Annotated in this window: 14 protein-coding genes; 12 read left to right on the forward strand and 2 right to left on the reverse strand. The window is 69.8% G+C overall.

Translation table 11 applies throughout. The features are described from left to right. The first annotated feature begins 139 nt into the window (after positions 1–139). The 5 genes from GSY69_RS06645 to GSY69_RS06665 are packed head-to-tail and all read left to right on the forward strand — an operon-like array spanning position 140 to position 6,111. Complete coding sequence (locus GSY69_RS06645; RefSeq protein WP_160953088.1) at positions 140–1,930, forward strand: siderophore-interacting protein; 1,791 nt, start codon at positions 140–142, stop codon at positions 1,928–1,930. Beyond that, on the forward strand, positions 1,923–3,065 hold the full coding sequence (locus tag GSY69_RS06650) for a FecCD family ABC transporter permease (protein ID WP_160953089.1): 1,143 nt from the start codon (positions 1,923–1,925) through the stop codon (positions 3,063–3,065). Before GSY69_RS06645 ends, GSY69_RS06650 begins: the two co-directional genes overlap by 8 nt. Then, on the forward strand, positions 3,062–4,156 hold the full coding sequence (locus tag GSY69_RS06655) for a FecCD family ABC transporter permease (RefSeq protein ID WP_160953090.1): 1,095 nt from the start codon (positions 3,062–3,064) through the stop codon (positions 4,154–4,156). The genes GSY69_RS06650 and GSY69_RS06655 overlap by 4 nt, the downstream gene beginning before the upstream one ends. Then, positions 4,153–5,097, forward strand: coding sequence for an ABC transporter ATP-binding protein (locus GSY69_RS06660; protein ID WP_407925012.1), 945 nt, complete (start codon positions 4,153–4,155; stop codon positions 5,095–5,097). The genes GSY69_RS06655 and GSY69_RS06660 overlap by 4 nt, the downstream gene beginning before the upstream one ends. Before the next feature lie 27 nt (positions 5,098–5,124). Beyond that, a complete protein-coding gene (locus tag GSY69_RS06665) occupies positions 5,125–6,111 on the forward strand; it encodes an ABC transporter substrate-binding protein (protein ID WP_160953091.1) in 987 nt (328 codons plus the stop codon). A 96-nt stretch (positions 6,112–6,207) separates the two neighbouring features. Here the strand turns inward: GSY69_RS06665 and GSY69_RS06670 are convergent, their stop codons facing one another. Then, on the reverse strand, positions 6,208–6,816 hold the full coding sequence (locus GSY69_RS06670; protein ID WP_160953092.1) for an HhH-GPD-type base excision DNA repair protein: 609 nt from the start codon (positions 6,814–6,816) through the stop codon (positions 6,208–6,210). Positions 6,817–7,008: 192 nt separating this feature from the next. Here GSY69_RS06670 and GSY69_RS06675 point away from each other — a divergent pair, with 192 nt between their 5' ends. Then, entirely contained in the window at positions 7,009–8,058 is a 1,050-nt protein-coding gene (locus GSY69_RS06675; protein ID WP_160953093.1) for an LLM class flavin-dependent oxidoreductase, read from the forward strand. A gap of 129 nt (positions 8,059–8,187) precedes the next feature. Next, entirely contained in the window at positions 8,188–8,694 is a 507-nt protein-coding gene (locus GSY69_RS06680) for a phosphoribosyltransferase (RefSeq protein ID WP_160953094.1), read from the forward strand. A gap of 35 nt (positions 8,695–8,729) precedes the next feature. Here the strand turns inward: GSY69_RS06680 and GSY69_RS06685 are convergent, their stop codons facing one another. Beyond that, entirely contained in the window at positions 8,730–9,392 is a 663-nt protein-coding gene (locus GSY69_RS06685) for a biliverdin-producing heme oxygenase (RefSeq protein WP_235936351.1), read from the reverse strand. A gap of 207 nt (positions 9,393–9,599) precedes the next feature. On the opposite strand from GSY69_RS06685, the gene ychF reads away from it, so the two are divergent. The 5 genes from ychF to GSY69_RS06710 all read left to right on the forward strand — a co-directional run bounded on the left by ychF (position 9,600) and on the right by GSY69_RS06710 (position 14,886). Beyond that, positions 9,600–10,685 (forward strand): redox-regulated ATPase YchF, encoded by a 1,086-nt coding sequence (ychF, locus tag GSY69_RS06690; protein ID WP_160953095.1) that lies wholly within the window; start codon positions 9,600–9,602, stop codon positions 10,683–10,685. Positions 10,686–10,865: 180 nt separating this feature from the next. Continuing rightward, positions 10,866–12,404 (forward strand): Abi family protein, encoded by a 1,539-nt coding sequence (locus tag GSY69_RS06695; protein ID WP_160953096.1) that lies wholly within the window; start codon positions 10,866–10,868, stop codon positions 12,402–12,404. Between the two features lie 527 nt (positions 12,405–12,931). Further along, the gene (locus GSY69_RS06700; protein ID WP_160953097.1) at positions 12,932–14,200 is read left to right on the forward strand and encodes an ATP-binding protein; all 1,269 of its coding nucleotides are present in this window, start codon (positions 12,932–12,934) and stop codon (positions 14,198–14,200) included. Positions 14,201–14,309: 109 nt separating this feature from the next. Then, positions 14,310–14,591, forward strand: coding sequence for a type II toxin-antitoxin system RelE/ParE family toxin (locus GSY69_RS06705; protein WP_160953098.1), 282 nt, complete (start codon positions 14,310–14,312; stop codon positions 14,589–14,591). Beyond that, on the forward strand, positions 14,566–14,886 hold the full coding sequence (locus GSY69_RS06710; RefSeq protein ID WP_160953099.1) for a HigA family addiction module antitoxin: 321 nt from the start codon (positions 14,566–14,568) through the stop codon (positions 14,884–14,886). The genes GSY69_RS06705 and GSY69_RS06710 overlap by 26 nt, the downstream gene beginning before the upstream one ends. Positions 14,887–15,022 lie beyond the last annotated feature (136 nt).

Genomic DNA, 15,022 nt, shown 5'->3' on the forward strand with positions numbered 1-15,022 from the left:
AGCCACTTCGACCCCAGGGCCCGGTCGTGAGGCCAGTGTTGCCTTTGCACGCGCCGGAGGCTGTAGGGTAGCGTCGCCTACACGCGTTTTGCGCAGGCAATGTAACCGAAACCGTAGAGAAGGGTCCGGTGGTCCGACCGTGGCGCGCACCTCGCGGCGCATCAGCAGCCGCCCGATCGTCCTGCGCACCGTGGAGGTGATCGACGCCTTCGACGTCAGCCCCCACATGCGCCGCGTGCGCCTCGGCGGCCCGCAGCTGGGCGCGTTCGCCTCGAACGGCTTCGACATGCCGCCGTTCGAAAGCGCCGGCTTCGACGACCACGTCAAGCTGGTCTTCCCCGGCCCCGACGGCAGCCTGCCCCACGCGGGGGAGCAGCTGGAGTACACGTTCGACTGGGAGCGCTCCGTGCTCGTGGCGTCGCGCGACTACACGGTGCGCAGCGTCGCGCCGGACGGGTTGAGCTTCGACGTCGACTTCGTCCGCCACCCCGGCGGCCTGGCCGCCGAGTGGGCCGAGGCCGCGCGCCCCGGCGATCCCATCGCGTTCGCCGGCCCCAAGACGTGCGCCGCCATCGACACGGACGCCGCCTTCCACCTCCTCATCGGCGATGAGACGGCGCTGCCGGCCATGGCGCGCTGGCTCGAGGAGGCGCCCCCGGGTGCCCGCGGCCAGCTCATCATCGAGATCCCGGAGGCCGCGGACCGGCAGGAGCTCGCCGAGCTCCCGGGTGTCGCCGTCACGTGGCTGGAGCGCGGGACGGCAGAGGCCGGCCACAGCCCGCTCCTGCTCGGGGCCGTCACCGCCCTGCCCGCGCTGCCGGAGTCGACCTTCGCCTGGTGCGCCGGAGAGGCGCTCACGATCGCGCCCATCCGCCGCCACCTGCGCAACGAGCGCGGGCTGGCGCGCGAGCACGTCCAGGTGGACGGCTACTGGCGCAGGCCTGCCCCGCCGCGCACCGCCTCGGCCGCGGCCGACGCCGATGCCCAGCCCGCACCCGCGGCCGCTGGCGCGCCGGCGGCCGCCCGGGCGCCCGGCGCTGAGGACCGCACCGCCGTGCTGTTCCAGGCCCACGAGATGACCGAGCTGCTGGCCCCCATCGTCACCCGCGCCGCGGTCACGCTGGGCATCGGCGCGCTCGTCGAGGCCGGGCACACCACCCCGACCGCGCTGGCCGCGGCTGTGGGCGCGGACGAGGCGCGCCTGCGCCCGCTCGTGGCCGCCATGCTGGCGCTGGGCCTGCTGACCGGCACGCCCGAGCGCTTTGCCAATACCGAACTCGGCGGCATCTTCGCCGCCGACGGGGCCGCGGAGGGGCTCGACCTGCGCGACCCGGTCAGCCGGTCCGCCTACGCGCTCACCGACCTCGTCGACGTCATCGGCGGGGCAGCGCCCGGCAGGTTCGCCCTCAATCCGAGCGAGCCCGCCGCGCAGGCCCCGCTCGAGCACGCCGCCGAGGCGCTGCTCGAATACCTCGCCGACCCGCTGGCCGCCGCGCAGCCGCTGGCCGGTGCGGGCTCCATCGTGCTGGCCGGGCGCGGGCTGGGCGTGCTCGAGGCGGCGCTTGCCGCGCGCCCGCAGCCGCCCCAGCTCATGCGCGCCCCCGGCGCGGGCGCCTGGCCGCAGGCCGCCTGCGCCGTGCTCGTGGGTGCCCTCGAGGGCCTGCCGGATGCCGCGGCCCTCGACCTGCTGCGCGCTGCCCGGGCCAGTGCTTCCGTGCTCGTGCTCCTCGACTCCACCGCCCACGAGGCGGCCGCCGACGACCACGCCGCCGAGCGGGCCCTTATCAGCCTGGCCAACACCGGGCTGCCGCTGCGCGAGCGCGCCGAGCTGCGCGAGCTGCTCTCCGCCGCGGGCTACGGCGCCGCCGAGCTCATGGACGTGGGCTGGGGCTTCGGCAGCTACGACACCGTCGTGCGGGCCGATGCCTGAGCCCGCTGGCACCGCCGCGCCCGGAGCGCCCGGCGCGGCGGTGAACAGCCGTGCGACCGTGTCGGTCACCCCGCCCCCCGCATCCGCAACCGCGGACGATGCCCGGACCGCCGTCGCGGCGCTCGAGGCCCGCACCGCCGTGCCGCGCAGGATCTGGCCGGGCGTTGCCGCCCTCGCCGCGGGCCTGGTCGTGCTGTGCTGCGCGAGCCTCATCGTGGGCGCCCAGCCGCTGAGCGCCGGCGAGGTGCTGGCCGTCTTCCAGGGCCGCGGCGGCTCCGAGGCCACCGCGCTCGTGTGGGAGTACCGCCTCCCGCGCACCATCGTCGCGATCGTCGTGGGCGCAGCCCTCGGCACCGCCGGGGCGCTCATCCAGGCCTTCACCCGCAACCCGCTGGCCGACCCCGGCATCATCGGCATCAACGCCGGCTCCGCGCTCGCCGTCACCCTGTGCGTGGCCTTCGCCGGGATGGGCGCCACCGGTGTGCTCATGTGGCCGGCGTTCGGCGGGGCGCTGCTGGCCACCCTGGCCGTCATGCTCGTGGCCGGCAGCGGCCGCGCGGCGGCCAACCCCCTGCGCATCACGCTGGCCGGCGTCGCCCTGGCCGCCGTCCTCTCCGGGATCGGCGAGGCTATCCGCCTGACGAACGCGGCGACGTTCGACCGGATGCGCCAGTGGGCCGCGGGCTCGGCGGCCGGCCGCGATCTGGGCGACCTCGCCCAGGTGGCCCCGGCGCTGCTCGTGGGGATCGCCATCGCCCTGCTCCTCGCCCGCGCGCTCAACGCCATGGCCCTCGGCGACGACCTCGCCGCGGCCGTGGGCGTCAACGTGCGCCTCGTGCGCCTGGCCACCGTGGGCGCGGTCGCGCTGCTCGTGGGCGGTGCCGTGGCGGTCTGCGGGCCCATCGGCTTCATCGGGCTCATGGTGCCCCACGCCTGCCGGCTCATCGTCGGCAACGACCAGCGCCGCGTCATCCCGCTCTCCCTGCTCGCGGCGCCCGTCATCATGCTCGGCTCCGACGTCCTCTCCCGGGTCATCCTGCCCGGGCGCGAGGTGCCCGTGGGCGTCGTCACCGCGTTCGTGGGCGCCCCCGTGCTCATCGCGCTCGTGACCCGCAGGAAGGTGTTCGCGCTGTGAGCGCCCCCACCGCCCGGCCCGTCGCGCCCACCCCTGCCGCGCAGGCCTCAGAGCGCGGGCGCCCGCGCACCCTGACACTGCGCGGGCCGATCTCCGGCCGGATCCGCGTGCGCACTCTGGTCGTGTGCGCGGCCCTGGCGCTGGCGATCCTCGCCGCCGCGTTCCTCGCCCTCATGATCGGGGAGAAGACGTTCGCCCCGGGCCGTGTGCTCTCCGCGCTGAGCGGGCACGGCTCGCGCCTCGAGTCGCTCTTCATCGTCCAGTGGCGCCTGCCCCGAGTGGTCGGGGCGATCGTCTTCGGGGCCATGCTCGGGGTGTCCGGGGCGATCTTCCAGACGATCACCCGCAACCCGCTGGGCAGCCCGGACATCATCGGCTTCTCCGCCGGCGCCTACACCGGCGGGCTGCTCGTCATCCTCTTCGTCTCCAGCGGCTACTACGCCGTGGCCGGCGGCGCGGTGGCCGGCGGCCTCGCGGTCGCCGCGATCATCTTCGCGCTCGCCCGCGGCGGCAGCCTGCAGGGCTTCCGCCTCATCGTGGTGGGCATCGGCGTCACCGCCATGCTCGCGAGCATCGACACGTGGTTCCGGCTCACCTCCGATGTCGACATCGCACTCGTCGCCGCGACCTGGGGCGTGGGCTCGCTCAACGGCCTCGACGTCGAGTTCTCCGGCCCCGCGATGGTGACCGGCGCGGTGTTCCTGCTCGTGGCGGGCCTGCTCTCGCGCAGGCTGGCCCAGCTGGACCTCGGCGATGACCAGGCCACCGCCTCGGGCTCGGATCCCGGGGCCACCCGCGTGCTCGGCATCGTCGTGGGCGTCGTGCTCGTGGCCATCGCGACCTCGGCCACCGGGCCGATTGCGTTCGTGGCGCTGGCCGCCCCGCAGATCGGCCGGCGCCTGGCCGGGGCCGTGGGGGCGCCCATGCTGCCGGCGGGCCTCGTGGGCGCGCTCATCCTGCTGCTCGCGGACATGCTCGCCCAGCACGCGATCCCGGGCATCCAGCTGCCCGCCGGCGTCGTCACCGTCGCGGTGGGCGGCGTCTACCTGCTCAGCGTCATCATCACGGAGAACAAGAGGGGGACCCTGTGACGGCCCAGGACACGGCGGCGCAAAGGCCCGCGGCGGAGACCGGCACGGTGCCGGCCATCCTCGGGCAGGGCCTCACCCTGGCCTACGACCGGCGCGCGATCGTCGAGGGCCTGAGTGTCGAGGTGCCCGCCGGCTCCTTCACCGTCGTCATCGGGCCCAACGCGTGCGGCAAGTCCACGCTGCTGCGCGCCATGTCGAAGCTGCTGGCCCCGCAGACGGGCACCGTGCTGCTCGACGGGACGGACATCGCCACGCTCAGGGCCAAGGAGGTCGCCAAGCGGCTGGGCCTGCTGTCCCAGTCCGCGCTCGTGCCCGCCGGGATCACGGTCATGGACCTCGTGGGCCGCGGGCGGTACGCCCACCAGTCGCTGCTCTCGCGCTGGTCGAAGGCCGACGAGGACGCGGTCGGCCACGCGCTCGCGGCCACCGGGATGGCGGAGCTGGCCGACCGGCTCGTCGACGAGCTCTCCGGTGGCCAGCGCCAGCGCGCGTGGGTCGCGATGGCCCTGGCCCAGCAGTCGCCCATCCTCCTGCTCGACGAGCCCACGACGTTCCTCGACATCCGCCACCAGCTGGGCCTCATGGACCTCTTCGCGGGCCTCAACGCCGAGGGCCGCACGCTCGTGGCCGTGGTCCACGACATCAACCACGCCGTGCAGTACGCGACGAACCTCGTCGTCATGGCCGACGGGCAGATCGTCGCGCAGGGCCCGCCCGCCCAGGTGGTCACCCCCGAGCTCCTGCGCGAGGTCTTCGGCATCACCGCGGCCATCGTCGAGGACCCCGTCAACGGCGGGCCCCTCGTCGTCCCGGCCCACGGCGGCCACGGCCGGCGCACCGGCGCCGGCGAGCCCGGCCCGGCCCGCGCCTCGGCGGCGGAGGGCGTCGCCCCCAGCCCGCAGGAGCACCCGGGCCCCCATAGCCTCACCACTGACCAGTAGAAGAAGATAGAGAGAGGACACTCCGATATGACGCTGAGCAGGAACAAGGTGCTCGCACCGCTTGCCGCGCTGCTGATCGCGGCCCTGGCGCTGCTGGCCGGCTGCGGTTCGAGCGGCTCCGAGGACAAGGGCGGCGAATCGTCGGCCGCGACGCGGACCGTCAAGGACGCCGCGGGCAACGAGGTGCAGGTGCCCGAGGACCCGCAGAAGGTCGTCTCGCTGCACTACGCCGCGACCCAGTCCGTCTACGATCTGGGCGTCAACCTCGTGGGCCAGGGCATCTTCGAAGAGGGCGCCATGACCAAGGAGATCCAGGACAAGATCGGCGACGTGCCCGTCGTCACGACCCAGGACGAGGTCCAGGTCGAGAAGGTCGCCCAGCTCGAGCCCGACCTCATCCTCGCGCCGAACACCACGTCCGATGACGTGCTCAAGCAGCTGCGCGAGATCGGCCCCGTGTACGTGTGGACCCTGCGCGGCGACGACCGCGCCAACTGGGAGCAGCGCGTCGAGGAGGTCGCGGACGCGACGAACAAGACGGACAAGTACAAGGAGCTCAAGGACCAGTTCTCCAAGCGCCAGCAGGACATGGCCAGCCAGTACAAGGACGTCATCTCCGGCAAGTCCGTGGGCGTCGTCGATGCCTTCGAGGACAACAACTTCTACGCCTGGGGCGAGAAGAACATGACCGGCACGCTCCTCACCCCGCTGGGCTTCACCTGGTCGAAGGATGAGAACGCCGCGGTCAAGGACGAGAAGGAGCCGGAGAAGGACGTCTCGAACGAGAAGATCGGCTCCGTCCTGGGCGATGCCGACGTGATCTTCCACGTCTCGACCGAGCAGGGCAAGACGACCGCACCGGTCGAGGCGCTCATGAAGACCTCGCTGTACAAGAACCTCAAGGCGGTCAAGGCCGGCAACAACTTCCCGATCGGCAAGACGACGATCGCCGGGTTCTCCGATGCGAACTACTCGCTCGACCAGATCGAGGCGGGCCTCAAGAAGATGAAGTAAGCGCTCACGCGCTCGGCCGGCCGCATCCGCGCGGTCAGGTTGGCGGGCGGCTCCCACTCCGGTTCGGAGGGGAGCGGCCCGCTCGCATGTTGGGGCTCAGCGGCCCGCGTCCGCCTTCGCCTGCTTGGCGGCGGCCTTGGCCGCCTGCTTGTTCGCCCGCACCCGGTCCAGGGTCGCTGCGTCGCGGACATCGGCGATGGAGTTGAGCGAGTCGTCCGGGCCGTAGCCGCCGGCGGCCGCGCGCCAGCCGTCTGCCCGCAGTCCGAACTGCTTGCCGAGCAGGGCCAGGAAGATCTGCGCCTTCTGCCTGCCGAAGCCGGGCAGCGCCTGGAGGCGGCGCAGGATCTGCGGCCCCGTGGGTTCCGTGCCGTTTGCGTTCGGGGCCGTCCACACGTTCTCCGCCCGGCCGTCGTAGTCGTCCACGAGGGCCTGGGCGAGTGCTTGGACGCGCGTGGCCATGGAGCCGGGGAACCGGTGGACGGCCGGGGTCTGCTTGAAGGCCGCGAGGAAGTCCTCCGGGTCCGTGCCGGCCACGGAGGCGGGGGTGAGGCCGCCGAGGCGGGTGTTGAGTTTGGCCGGTCCCGCGAACGCCGTCTCCATGGAGATCTGCTGGTCGAGCAGCATGCCCACCATGAGAGCGAAGGGATTGCGGGCCAGCAGCTCGTCGGCCTGCGGGTCCGTCGAGAGGTAGAGGTGAGTCGTCATGGCTCGATTGTGCCGGATGGCTGGTTGGGCCTGAGGTACCACGTGGACAATCGCCCCCGAGCAAGTATCGTTTGGCGGAAGACCCCGGAACGATCCCTGGCGGAAGCCACATCGCCGGGGTTTCGTTCTTGCCCAGCCGTGCCCTGCCGCGCCCCTCGGAATAATTGAACTATCAACCAGGTTGTGTGCGGCATGAAGGCATTCGGATTCTTGAGCTTCGGCCACTACGGTCACGGGCGCGGCCCCGGCGACCCCACCGCCGGCCAGTCGCTGCACGAGGCGGTCGACCTGGCGCAGGCGGCGGATGAGATGGGCGTCAACGGCGCCTACTTCCGTGTCCACCACTTCGCCCGGCAGTCCGCCTCGCCCATGCCGCTGCTGGCCGCAATCGCGGCGCGCACGCAGCGCATCGAGGTGGGCACGGGCGTCATCGACATGCGCTACGAAAACCCGCTCTACCTGGCTGAGGAGGCGGCGCAGCTCGACCTGCTGGCCGATCAGCGGGTGGCGCTCGGCGTCAGCCGCGGCAGCCCGGAGCCGGCGCTGCGCGGCTGGGAGGCGTTCGGCTACACGGGCTCGCAAGATCCCCGCGGGGCGGACCTCGCACGCGCGAAGTTTGGCGAGTTCATGTCGGCGATCCGCGGTGAGGGCATGGCACAGGCCGATCCCGCCCAGTTCGGCCGCCCGGGCCTGCTGCGGGTCGAACCGCAGTCCGAGGGGCTCGACCGCCGCATCTGGTGGGGCGCCGGCACGCGGGAGACCGCCGAGTGGGCGGCCGCGCAGGGCGTCAACCTCATGAGTTCGACGCTGCTCACGGAGGCCACCGGCGATTCGTTTGCCGATCTCCAGCGCGAGCAGATCGACCGCTACCGCGCGGCGTGGAAGGCCGCGGGCCACGACTGGGCGCCGCGCGTGTCCGTCAGCCGCAGCGTCTTCCCCATCCTCACGGACGAGGACCGGCTCATGTACGGCATGCAGGGCGAGGACGACCAGGTGGGCATCATCGACGGCTTCCGCTCGACATTCGGCAAGACGTACGCGGGGGAGCCGGACCGTCTCATCGAGGAGCTGCGCGCCGACGCCGCCGTCGAGGCCGCGGACACGCTCTTCCTGACCATCCCTTCGCAGTTGGGGGTCCAGTTCAACGCTCGGCTCCTCCAGGGCTTCGCGGAGCACGTCGCCCCGGCGCTCGGATGGAAGCCGAACACAGAGGGCCCCGTCCAGGGCGATCCGGTGGGCTGAGCGAGTCCAGCGGCTGCACTGGACGCCGCCCGCGCCGGCGGCTGCACCGGCCGTCACACGGCACTGCGCCCGCGCTAGGCTGAACCAGCCGCGCGGGCGCACCCGCAGCAGCCAACGACCGGGGGAGACATGGCCTACCACGCAGACTCAGCGGATCTCACGCGCAAGGAGATCCTGACCTGGGACGACTTCGGGCGCTCGGCGCGCGAACTCGCCCAGACCATCGCCGATGACCCCTTCGAGCCGGAGATCGTCATCGCGATCGCCCGCGGCGGCCTGCTGCCGGCCGGCGCGCTGTCCTACGCGCTGGGCCTCAAGCTCGCCGATGCCATCAACGTCGAGTTCTACACCGACGTGCACGAGACCCTGCCGGATCCCGTGCTGCTCGAGCCCATGCTCGACGCCGAGGCGATCAAGGGCAAGCGCCTCCTCGTCGTCGACGACGTGGCCGACTCGGGGCGCACCTTGGCGCTCGTGCTGGAGCTGCTGGCCAACCTGGGCGCCGATCCGCGCTCCGCGGTCATCTACGCGAAGTCCGCCTCCGTCGTGGACCCGGACTTCGTGTGGAAGCGCACGGACGAGTGGATCGTCTTCCCGTGGTCCGCCGAGCCGCCGGTGGGGAAGACGCAGGACTGAGCCTCCACCGCCTCGGGGGCGGTGCCGCGCTTCCCTCAGCTGGCCGCGCTGGCCGTAGCGAGGTCCTCGAAGAGCGCGCGGTTGCACTCGAACGCGGCGCTTGCCTCGGCCAGGAGGTCTGCGCGCTGCTCGGCCGTCAGCGGCAGGGAGTCGAGCGCTGAGCGGTAGCGGTCCTTGTACGGCTTGAGCTTGCCCAGATGGGAGAAGTCGTAGAAGGCGCGCCCCTCGTCGATGCCGTAGTGGCGTTGCACCAGCGTCGCGATGATCTGGCCGCCGGACAGGTCGCCCAGGTAACGCGTGTAGTGGTGGGCCGCGAGCTGCGGTGCATCGAGGCCGCACAGGCGCTCGATGTAGGCGCGGGTGGCGGGCAGCGGCGAGGGATCGGCTGCGCCGCCGGTCAGCGCGGCCCAGTCGGCCTCGAGGGCCGCCGTGCGCTCCAATGCGGGGTCGGCCAGCGGCGCGAGCGCCGGATCCGTTCGGTGAGCGCTCACCGCGGCTTCGAGCTCGCGGTAGATGAGGAGCAGCTGGCCGGTCAGCGTCGTGTAGGCCGCGCGGTCCAGGTGCCCGCCCATGAGCTGGGACATGAAGCTGGAGTTCTCCGTCTCGTCGTGCGCCTGGGCGGTGGCCGTTTTGATCGCGGTGCTGAGCGGCGCCTCTGCGTCGTCGGGCCGGGCCTCGGTGTGCTCTGCGGTCATCATGGGCCCATCCTCGCGCGCGGGCGGCGCGCGCGGATCAACCAAAGGGTTGATTTCGCCGTTTGGTCGTCTCAGTAGTTCACCTGGGCGGGTGCCCACCGCGCCCGAGGCGCGCCGGCCGGCGTGCGCACGCGGCCCGGCCCGTGCCTCGGCGGCGGTGGCGGGGCGCCCGGGTTCGTGCAGGGCCCGCGCACTCACTAGACTGGCGGCGTGGCTTTGACTATCGGAATCGTCGGACTGCCCAACGTCGGCAAGTCCACCATGTTCAACGCTCTGACGAAGAACCAGGTGCTCGCAGCGAACTACCCGTTCGCCACGATCGAGCCCAATGTGGGCGTCGTCGAGCTGCCGGATGCGCGCCTAGGCAGGCTCGCGGAGATCTACTCGTCGGAGAAGATCATCCCGGCGGCGGTGAGCTTCGTCGACATCGCGGGGATTGTGCGCGGTGCGAGCGAGGGGGAGGGGCTGGGCAACCAGTTCCTCGCCAACATCCGCGAGGCCGATGCGATCTGCCAGGTGATCCGCGGGTTTGCCGACGGCGACGTCGTCCACGTGGACGGCAAGGTCAGCCCGGCCGATGACATCGACACGATCAACACCGAGCTCATCCTCGCGGACCTGCAGACGCTGGAGAAGGCGATGCCGCGGGTGGAGAAGGAAGTCAAGCAGAAGCGCTCGGAGCCTGCGGTGCTTGAGGCCATGCAGAAGGCCGTCGAGGTGCTCGAGGCCGGCACGACGCTCTACCAGGCGATGCAGCGCGACGGCTTCGACGCCGAGCCGCTGCGCGAGCTGCAGCTCATGACGACCAAGCCGTTCCTCTACGTCTTCAATGTCGATGACGACGTGCTGGCCGACGAGGCGAAGAAGGACGAGCTGCGCGCCCTCGTGGCGCCGGTCGAGGCGATCTTCCTGGACGCGAAGTTCGAGTCCGAGTTGGCGGAGCTCGACGATGAGTCGGCCGCCGAGATGCTGGAGCTCTCCGAGCAGGACGAGGCGGGCCTCGACCAGCTGGCCCGCGTGGGCTTTGCGACGCTGGGGCTGCAGACGTACCTGACGGCCGGGCCGAAGGAATCCCGCGCGTGGACCATTCCGCAGGGCGCGACCGCCCCGCAGGCGGCCGGCGTCATCCACACGGACTTCGAGAAGGGCTTCATCAAGGCCGAGATCGTCTCGTTCTCCGATCTGGACGAGTTCGGCTCGATGGCAGAGGCCCGCGCGCACGGCAAGGTGCGCATGGAGGGCAAGGACTACGTCATGCGGGACGGGGATGTGGTCGAATGGAGGTTCGCGCTCTAACGTTTGCCGGCAGCCGCGGCGCGTCTTGCCGGACGCGGAGGTTGACTGGTTCAGCATCGTCGGTGTTGCCCGCGAGGGGCGCACTTGTGTAGACTCGAGCCAACACGACAGGCTCGCTTCTCTAGATGAGACGCGGGTCTGTTCTCTTTCTACCCCCAGTGCCGGGGACGCCGGGATGACATGCACGGGACGACCCCCGACAGCACGTACGCCAAGCCGTTCCTTACGGTTCCCGAACAGATCCGCAGGCTGCGCGGGCGCGGCATGGCCTGCGGTGACGACATCTTCGCGGCCGACATCCTGGAGCGTTACGGTTACTACCGGCTCTCGGGCTACTGGCACCTTTATCGCGACCGGCCTGCGCCTCCCGAGCCCCGGTTCGACGAGGAGGGGCGCGAAATTCGCTTGGACACGTTCGTACCAGGCACCGGGCTCGCTCACGTGGTCTCCCTGTACGATTTCGACCACGAGCTTCGCGTGCGCCTGAGCGACATCCTCAGCATCATCGAGACGTCCTTCAGGTTCTTCATCGGCCACCGGCTCGGCAAGGTCGATGCGTTCGCGCACCGGAACCCTTGGGCACTCGGCGCTATGCGACAGGAACATGCTGGTACGCCGCCCGAGCCGACTACCGCATACCGGGAGTGGCTCGAAGAGTACGAACGTCACGAGAAGCGCGCCCGGGGCGACTTCGTCGTGCACTTTCGCGAGCAGTACGGCCCCCACCTGCCCATCTGGGTGGCTACGGAGGTGATGTCCTTTGGCGTGCTCAGCAGTCTCTACGACCTCATGCCACAGTCCGACCAGGAGATCCTCGCAGCGCGATTCCAGGTTTCGACAGCTGACGGTCGCGGAGACCGTGGGGCTCTCGGGAACTGGCTTAACAACCTCAGGAACGTACGGAATATCTGCGCACATTACGGCCGTCTGTGGAACCGCGCGTTCGACGTGCTCATCGACGCGCCGGGGCAGTCGCGCCGAGACGCTGCTGATCTGCTTGCGCCACTCGTGGATGGACGGACGAACAACAGGCTCTACGGCGTGTTGCTCATCATGCGTCACCTCCTGCTGAGTATCGCCCCAGAGCGGAACCGTGTCGTTGACCTGGCCGACTTCATCGAGGAGCAGTCGCGGGCGATCGGCTTCAGCATGGAGCAGCTCGGATTCCCGGACGACTGGCGGAGCAACCTGATCTGGGACCGAGGATTCGCGCTCGGGCGATCGTCGATGCTGGCCGCCAGCCTGCTCGACCGCGCCAACTGCATGACCGCCGCCGAGACTCGTGAGTCGTTGACGGAAGCGGAAGTGATCGATGAGGAGCGGACTCGGACCCCGACGCAGGCAGCGAGAGCGAAGAAGGCCGCGCAGCGCAGCTTGCTACGGACCTATCTCAAGTACGGGGTCGTGATCGAGATAGAGCTCGGGCAGACCAGGCACTACCCAGGCTTCCAGTTCCGAGATGGGAAGATCATCGACGCCCTCGCAGAGATCAACAAGGAGCTTGCCGCCAGATGCGTCGGAGCAGATCCTGCCCGTGTTGCTGCAGCGCTCTTGGACTGGTGGCAGACGCCCCACCCAGACCTACCGGAAGGTGCGGACGGTGCGACTCTGTCGCCGCTCGACCTGCTGGAATCAGTGCCGGAGGCTTCATTCGAAAGGGTAGTCCGCGAAGCTAGTGCGACTGATAGCTTCGTCTCTCCTGACGGAGTCGTCAGGTAGGCCGGACCCTCACCCGCGTGGGGCGACGACCGTTCCTAACCGTGGTGACGTGGTGGAGTTTCGGTTTAACGTGTATTCCGGCTCCCGCGCCTGCCGTAACCTGCCGACAGTATGGTCGATAGTGGCGACGGTTGACCCCCAGTCCGCGCCGATCTCCTTCTCGAGTTTCTCGGCGTTCTCTATAAAAATCGCAGATTCTTGCGTCCTCCTGCGGGCGGGTAGCGGTCTGGGAATAGCTCATGCCATCCTTGCGCGGCGCACTCGCTTCGCAGGAGATCGAGTAGGCCGCGGGCGCCAGGCTGCTGGGTCGGACGGCTGAGGCTCACCTGTATCCGGTCGTGGGGGCGCGATCTCGGGTAAGCGGCCGGCCACTCATCCCAGCGGCAGGTGGATCCAGTCGGTGGGCTCACCTTGCCGCGTCGGTGGTCCGCAGCTTGACGTAAAGAAACGGATTCAGCCCGGCACCTTGTCTCGTTCATAGTCTGCTAATCGTCTAGTTAAAATCCTGCTCCTTGTATAGTTATCGCATGTCGTACACGCGCAGGATCATCGATCAGGAACTGGACGACCTCTTTGCGGAGGTGGCTGCCCTTACGCTGGACGGGGCCAAGGCAGTCGGCAAGACGACGACGGGTGAACAGCGGGTTCAGGGCTTGGTGAGATTGGACTCGAAGGCCGTTCGTGGCCCTGTCGCTGCTGAGCCCGAGATCGTGCTCAGGCGCCCCCGCCCGCTGCTCATCGATGAGTGGCAGAAAGTGCCGGAGGTCTGGGACGTCATCCGGCGAGCAGTGGACGACGATTCCTCGGGTGGTCAGTTCCTCCTCGCGGGAAGTGCCAGCCCTCAAGGCGAGGCGACGCAGCACTCCGGAGCTGGACGGATCGGTCGGCTCCGGATGCGGCCTATGACGCTCTCGGAACGAGCCGTCGTCGAGCCGACTGTGAGTCTGTTGGAGTTGCTTCATGGGCGCGCGGACGTGCAAGGCGAATCGCCTATGGCCCTGCCCGACTACGTCGAGGAGATCGTCGCCTCCGGGTTCCCCGCGATGCGGGTCCTGAGTCGTCGAGCGCGACGGTTTCAACTCGACTCCTACCTGCGCAACGCTGTGGAACATGACGTGCCCGAGCAGGGGTTGGCCGTCCGTCGGCCAGAGGCGATGATGGCATGGCTACGCGCCTACGCATCGGCCAGCTCCAGCACGGCGAGCTACTCCCAGATCCTCGACGCGGCGACGCCGGGCCACAGCGAGAAGCCTGCTCGCGCGACCGCGGAGTCCTACCGTCAAGTACTGGCCTCGCTGTGGTTACTCGACCCGGTGCAGGCCTGGGCTCCGGCGGGGAGTCCGATGGCCCGGTTGGGGCAAGCGCCCAAGCACCACTTGGCAGATCCCGCCCTTGCAGCCAGGCTCTTGGGGCTGGACGTCGATGCGCTGCTCGGGGGTGACGGGCATCCGCTGCGCCCGGAGTCCGGCTCGATGCTGGGCATGTTGTTTGAGTCGCTGACCACTTTGTGCGTCCGTGTGGCGGCCCAGGCCGCAGAAACCGAAGTGGCGCACCTGAGGACGCGCAATGGCGATCACGAGGTCGATCTGGTGATCGTCCGGCCCGACGGTGGTGTGGTGGGCGTGGAGGTCAAGCTTGCGGGGGCCGTTGGCGCCACGGACGGGAAGCACCTGCGGTGGCTGCGCGAGCAGGTGGGTCCGCGCTTCATTGACGGTCTGATCGTCACGACGGGGCCGATGGCGTACCGCCGGCCCGACGGGCTCGGGGTGGTGCCACTTGCCCTGCTCGGTCCGTAATGGAGCCCATCAGGCCCGCAGTCGAACCGATGCGAGGCGGCAAGGCAATGCGGTGGAGTCCCGCGTTAACGTCTAGCGTTATTAACGCTGAGCGTTATACCCTTGTGGGGTGGTCAGATCGTTCGGCAGCAACGACACCGAGCGGATCTGGCATGAGCAGTATGTGAGGCGCGTCGATCGGATAGTGCAGCGGACCGTGCTACGCAAGCTCGAGTCGATCCATGCGGCGAAGGACGTTGAGGACCTTCGGATCCCGCCGGGCAACCGATTGGAGCGGTTCACGGGAGACCGTCGCGGACAGCTCAGCATCCGCGTGAACGCACAACGGCGACTCTGTTTCGTCTGGAGCGATGGAGGTGCGGAAGATGTCGAACTCGTTGACTACCACTGAGACTGACCGGATCAAGCCGATCCACCCGGGAGAGATCCTGCTGGAGGACTTCATCGAGGGCTTTGGAATCACGCAGAACAAGCTCGCTGTCTCCATCGAGGTCCCGCCCCGTCGGATCAATGAGATCGTGCACGGCAAGAGGGGGATTACCGCGGACACCGCGATCCGGCTAGCGCGATACTTCGGCACCTCCGACGAGTTCTGGATGAACCTGCAGTCGAACTATGAACTGAGGGTCGAGCGGCGCGCAATGCGCGACAAGGTCGCGGCGATCACGCCGCTGACGGCCGCGTGAACGGTCAACTGGGACTGATGCACGATCAGGTGTCAGCTTGGTTTAGGCCGCCAGGGTGACGGTCGGGTTCATGATGGTCTCGTATTCGATGGGGGTCAATCGGCCCAGGCGGGCCTGACGCCGGCGGCGGTGGTAG

Source organism: Brevibacterium rongguiense (assembly GCF_009857845.1).
Lineage (GTDB): Bacteria > Actinomycetota > Actinomycetes > Actinomycetales > Brevibacteriaceae > Brevibacterium > Brevibacterium rongguiense.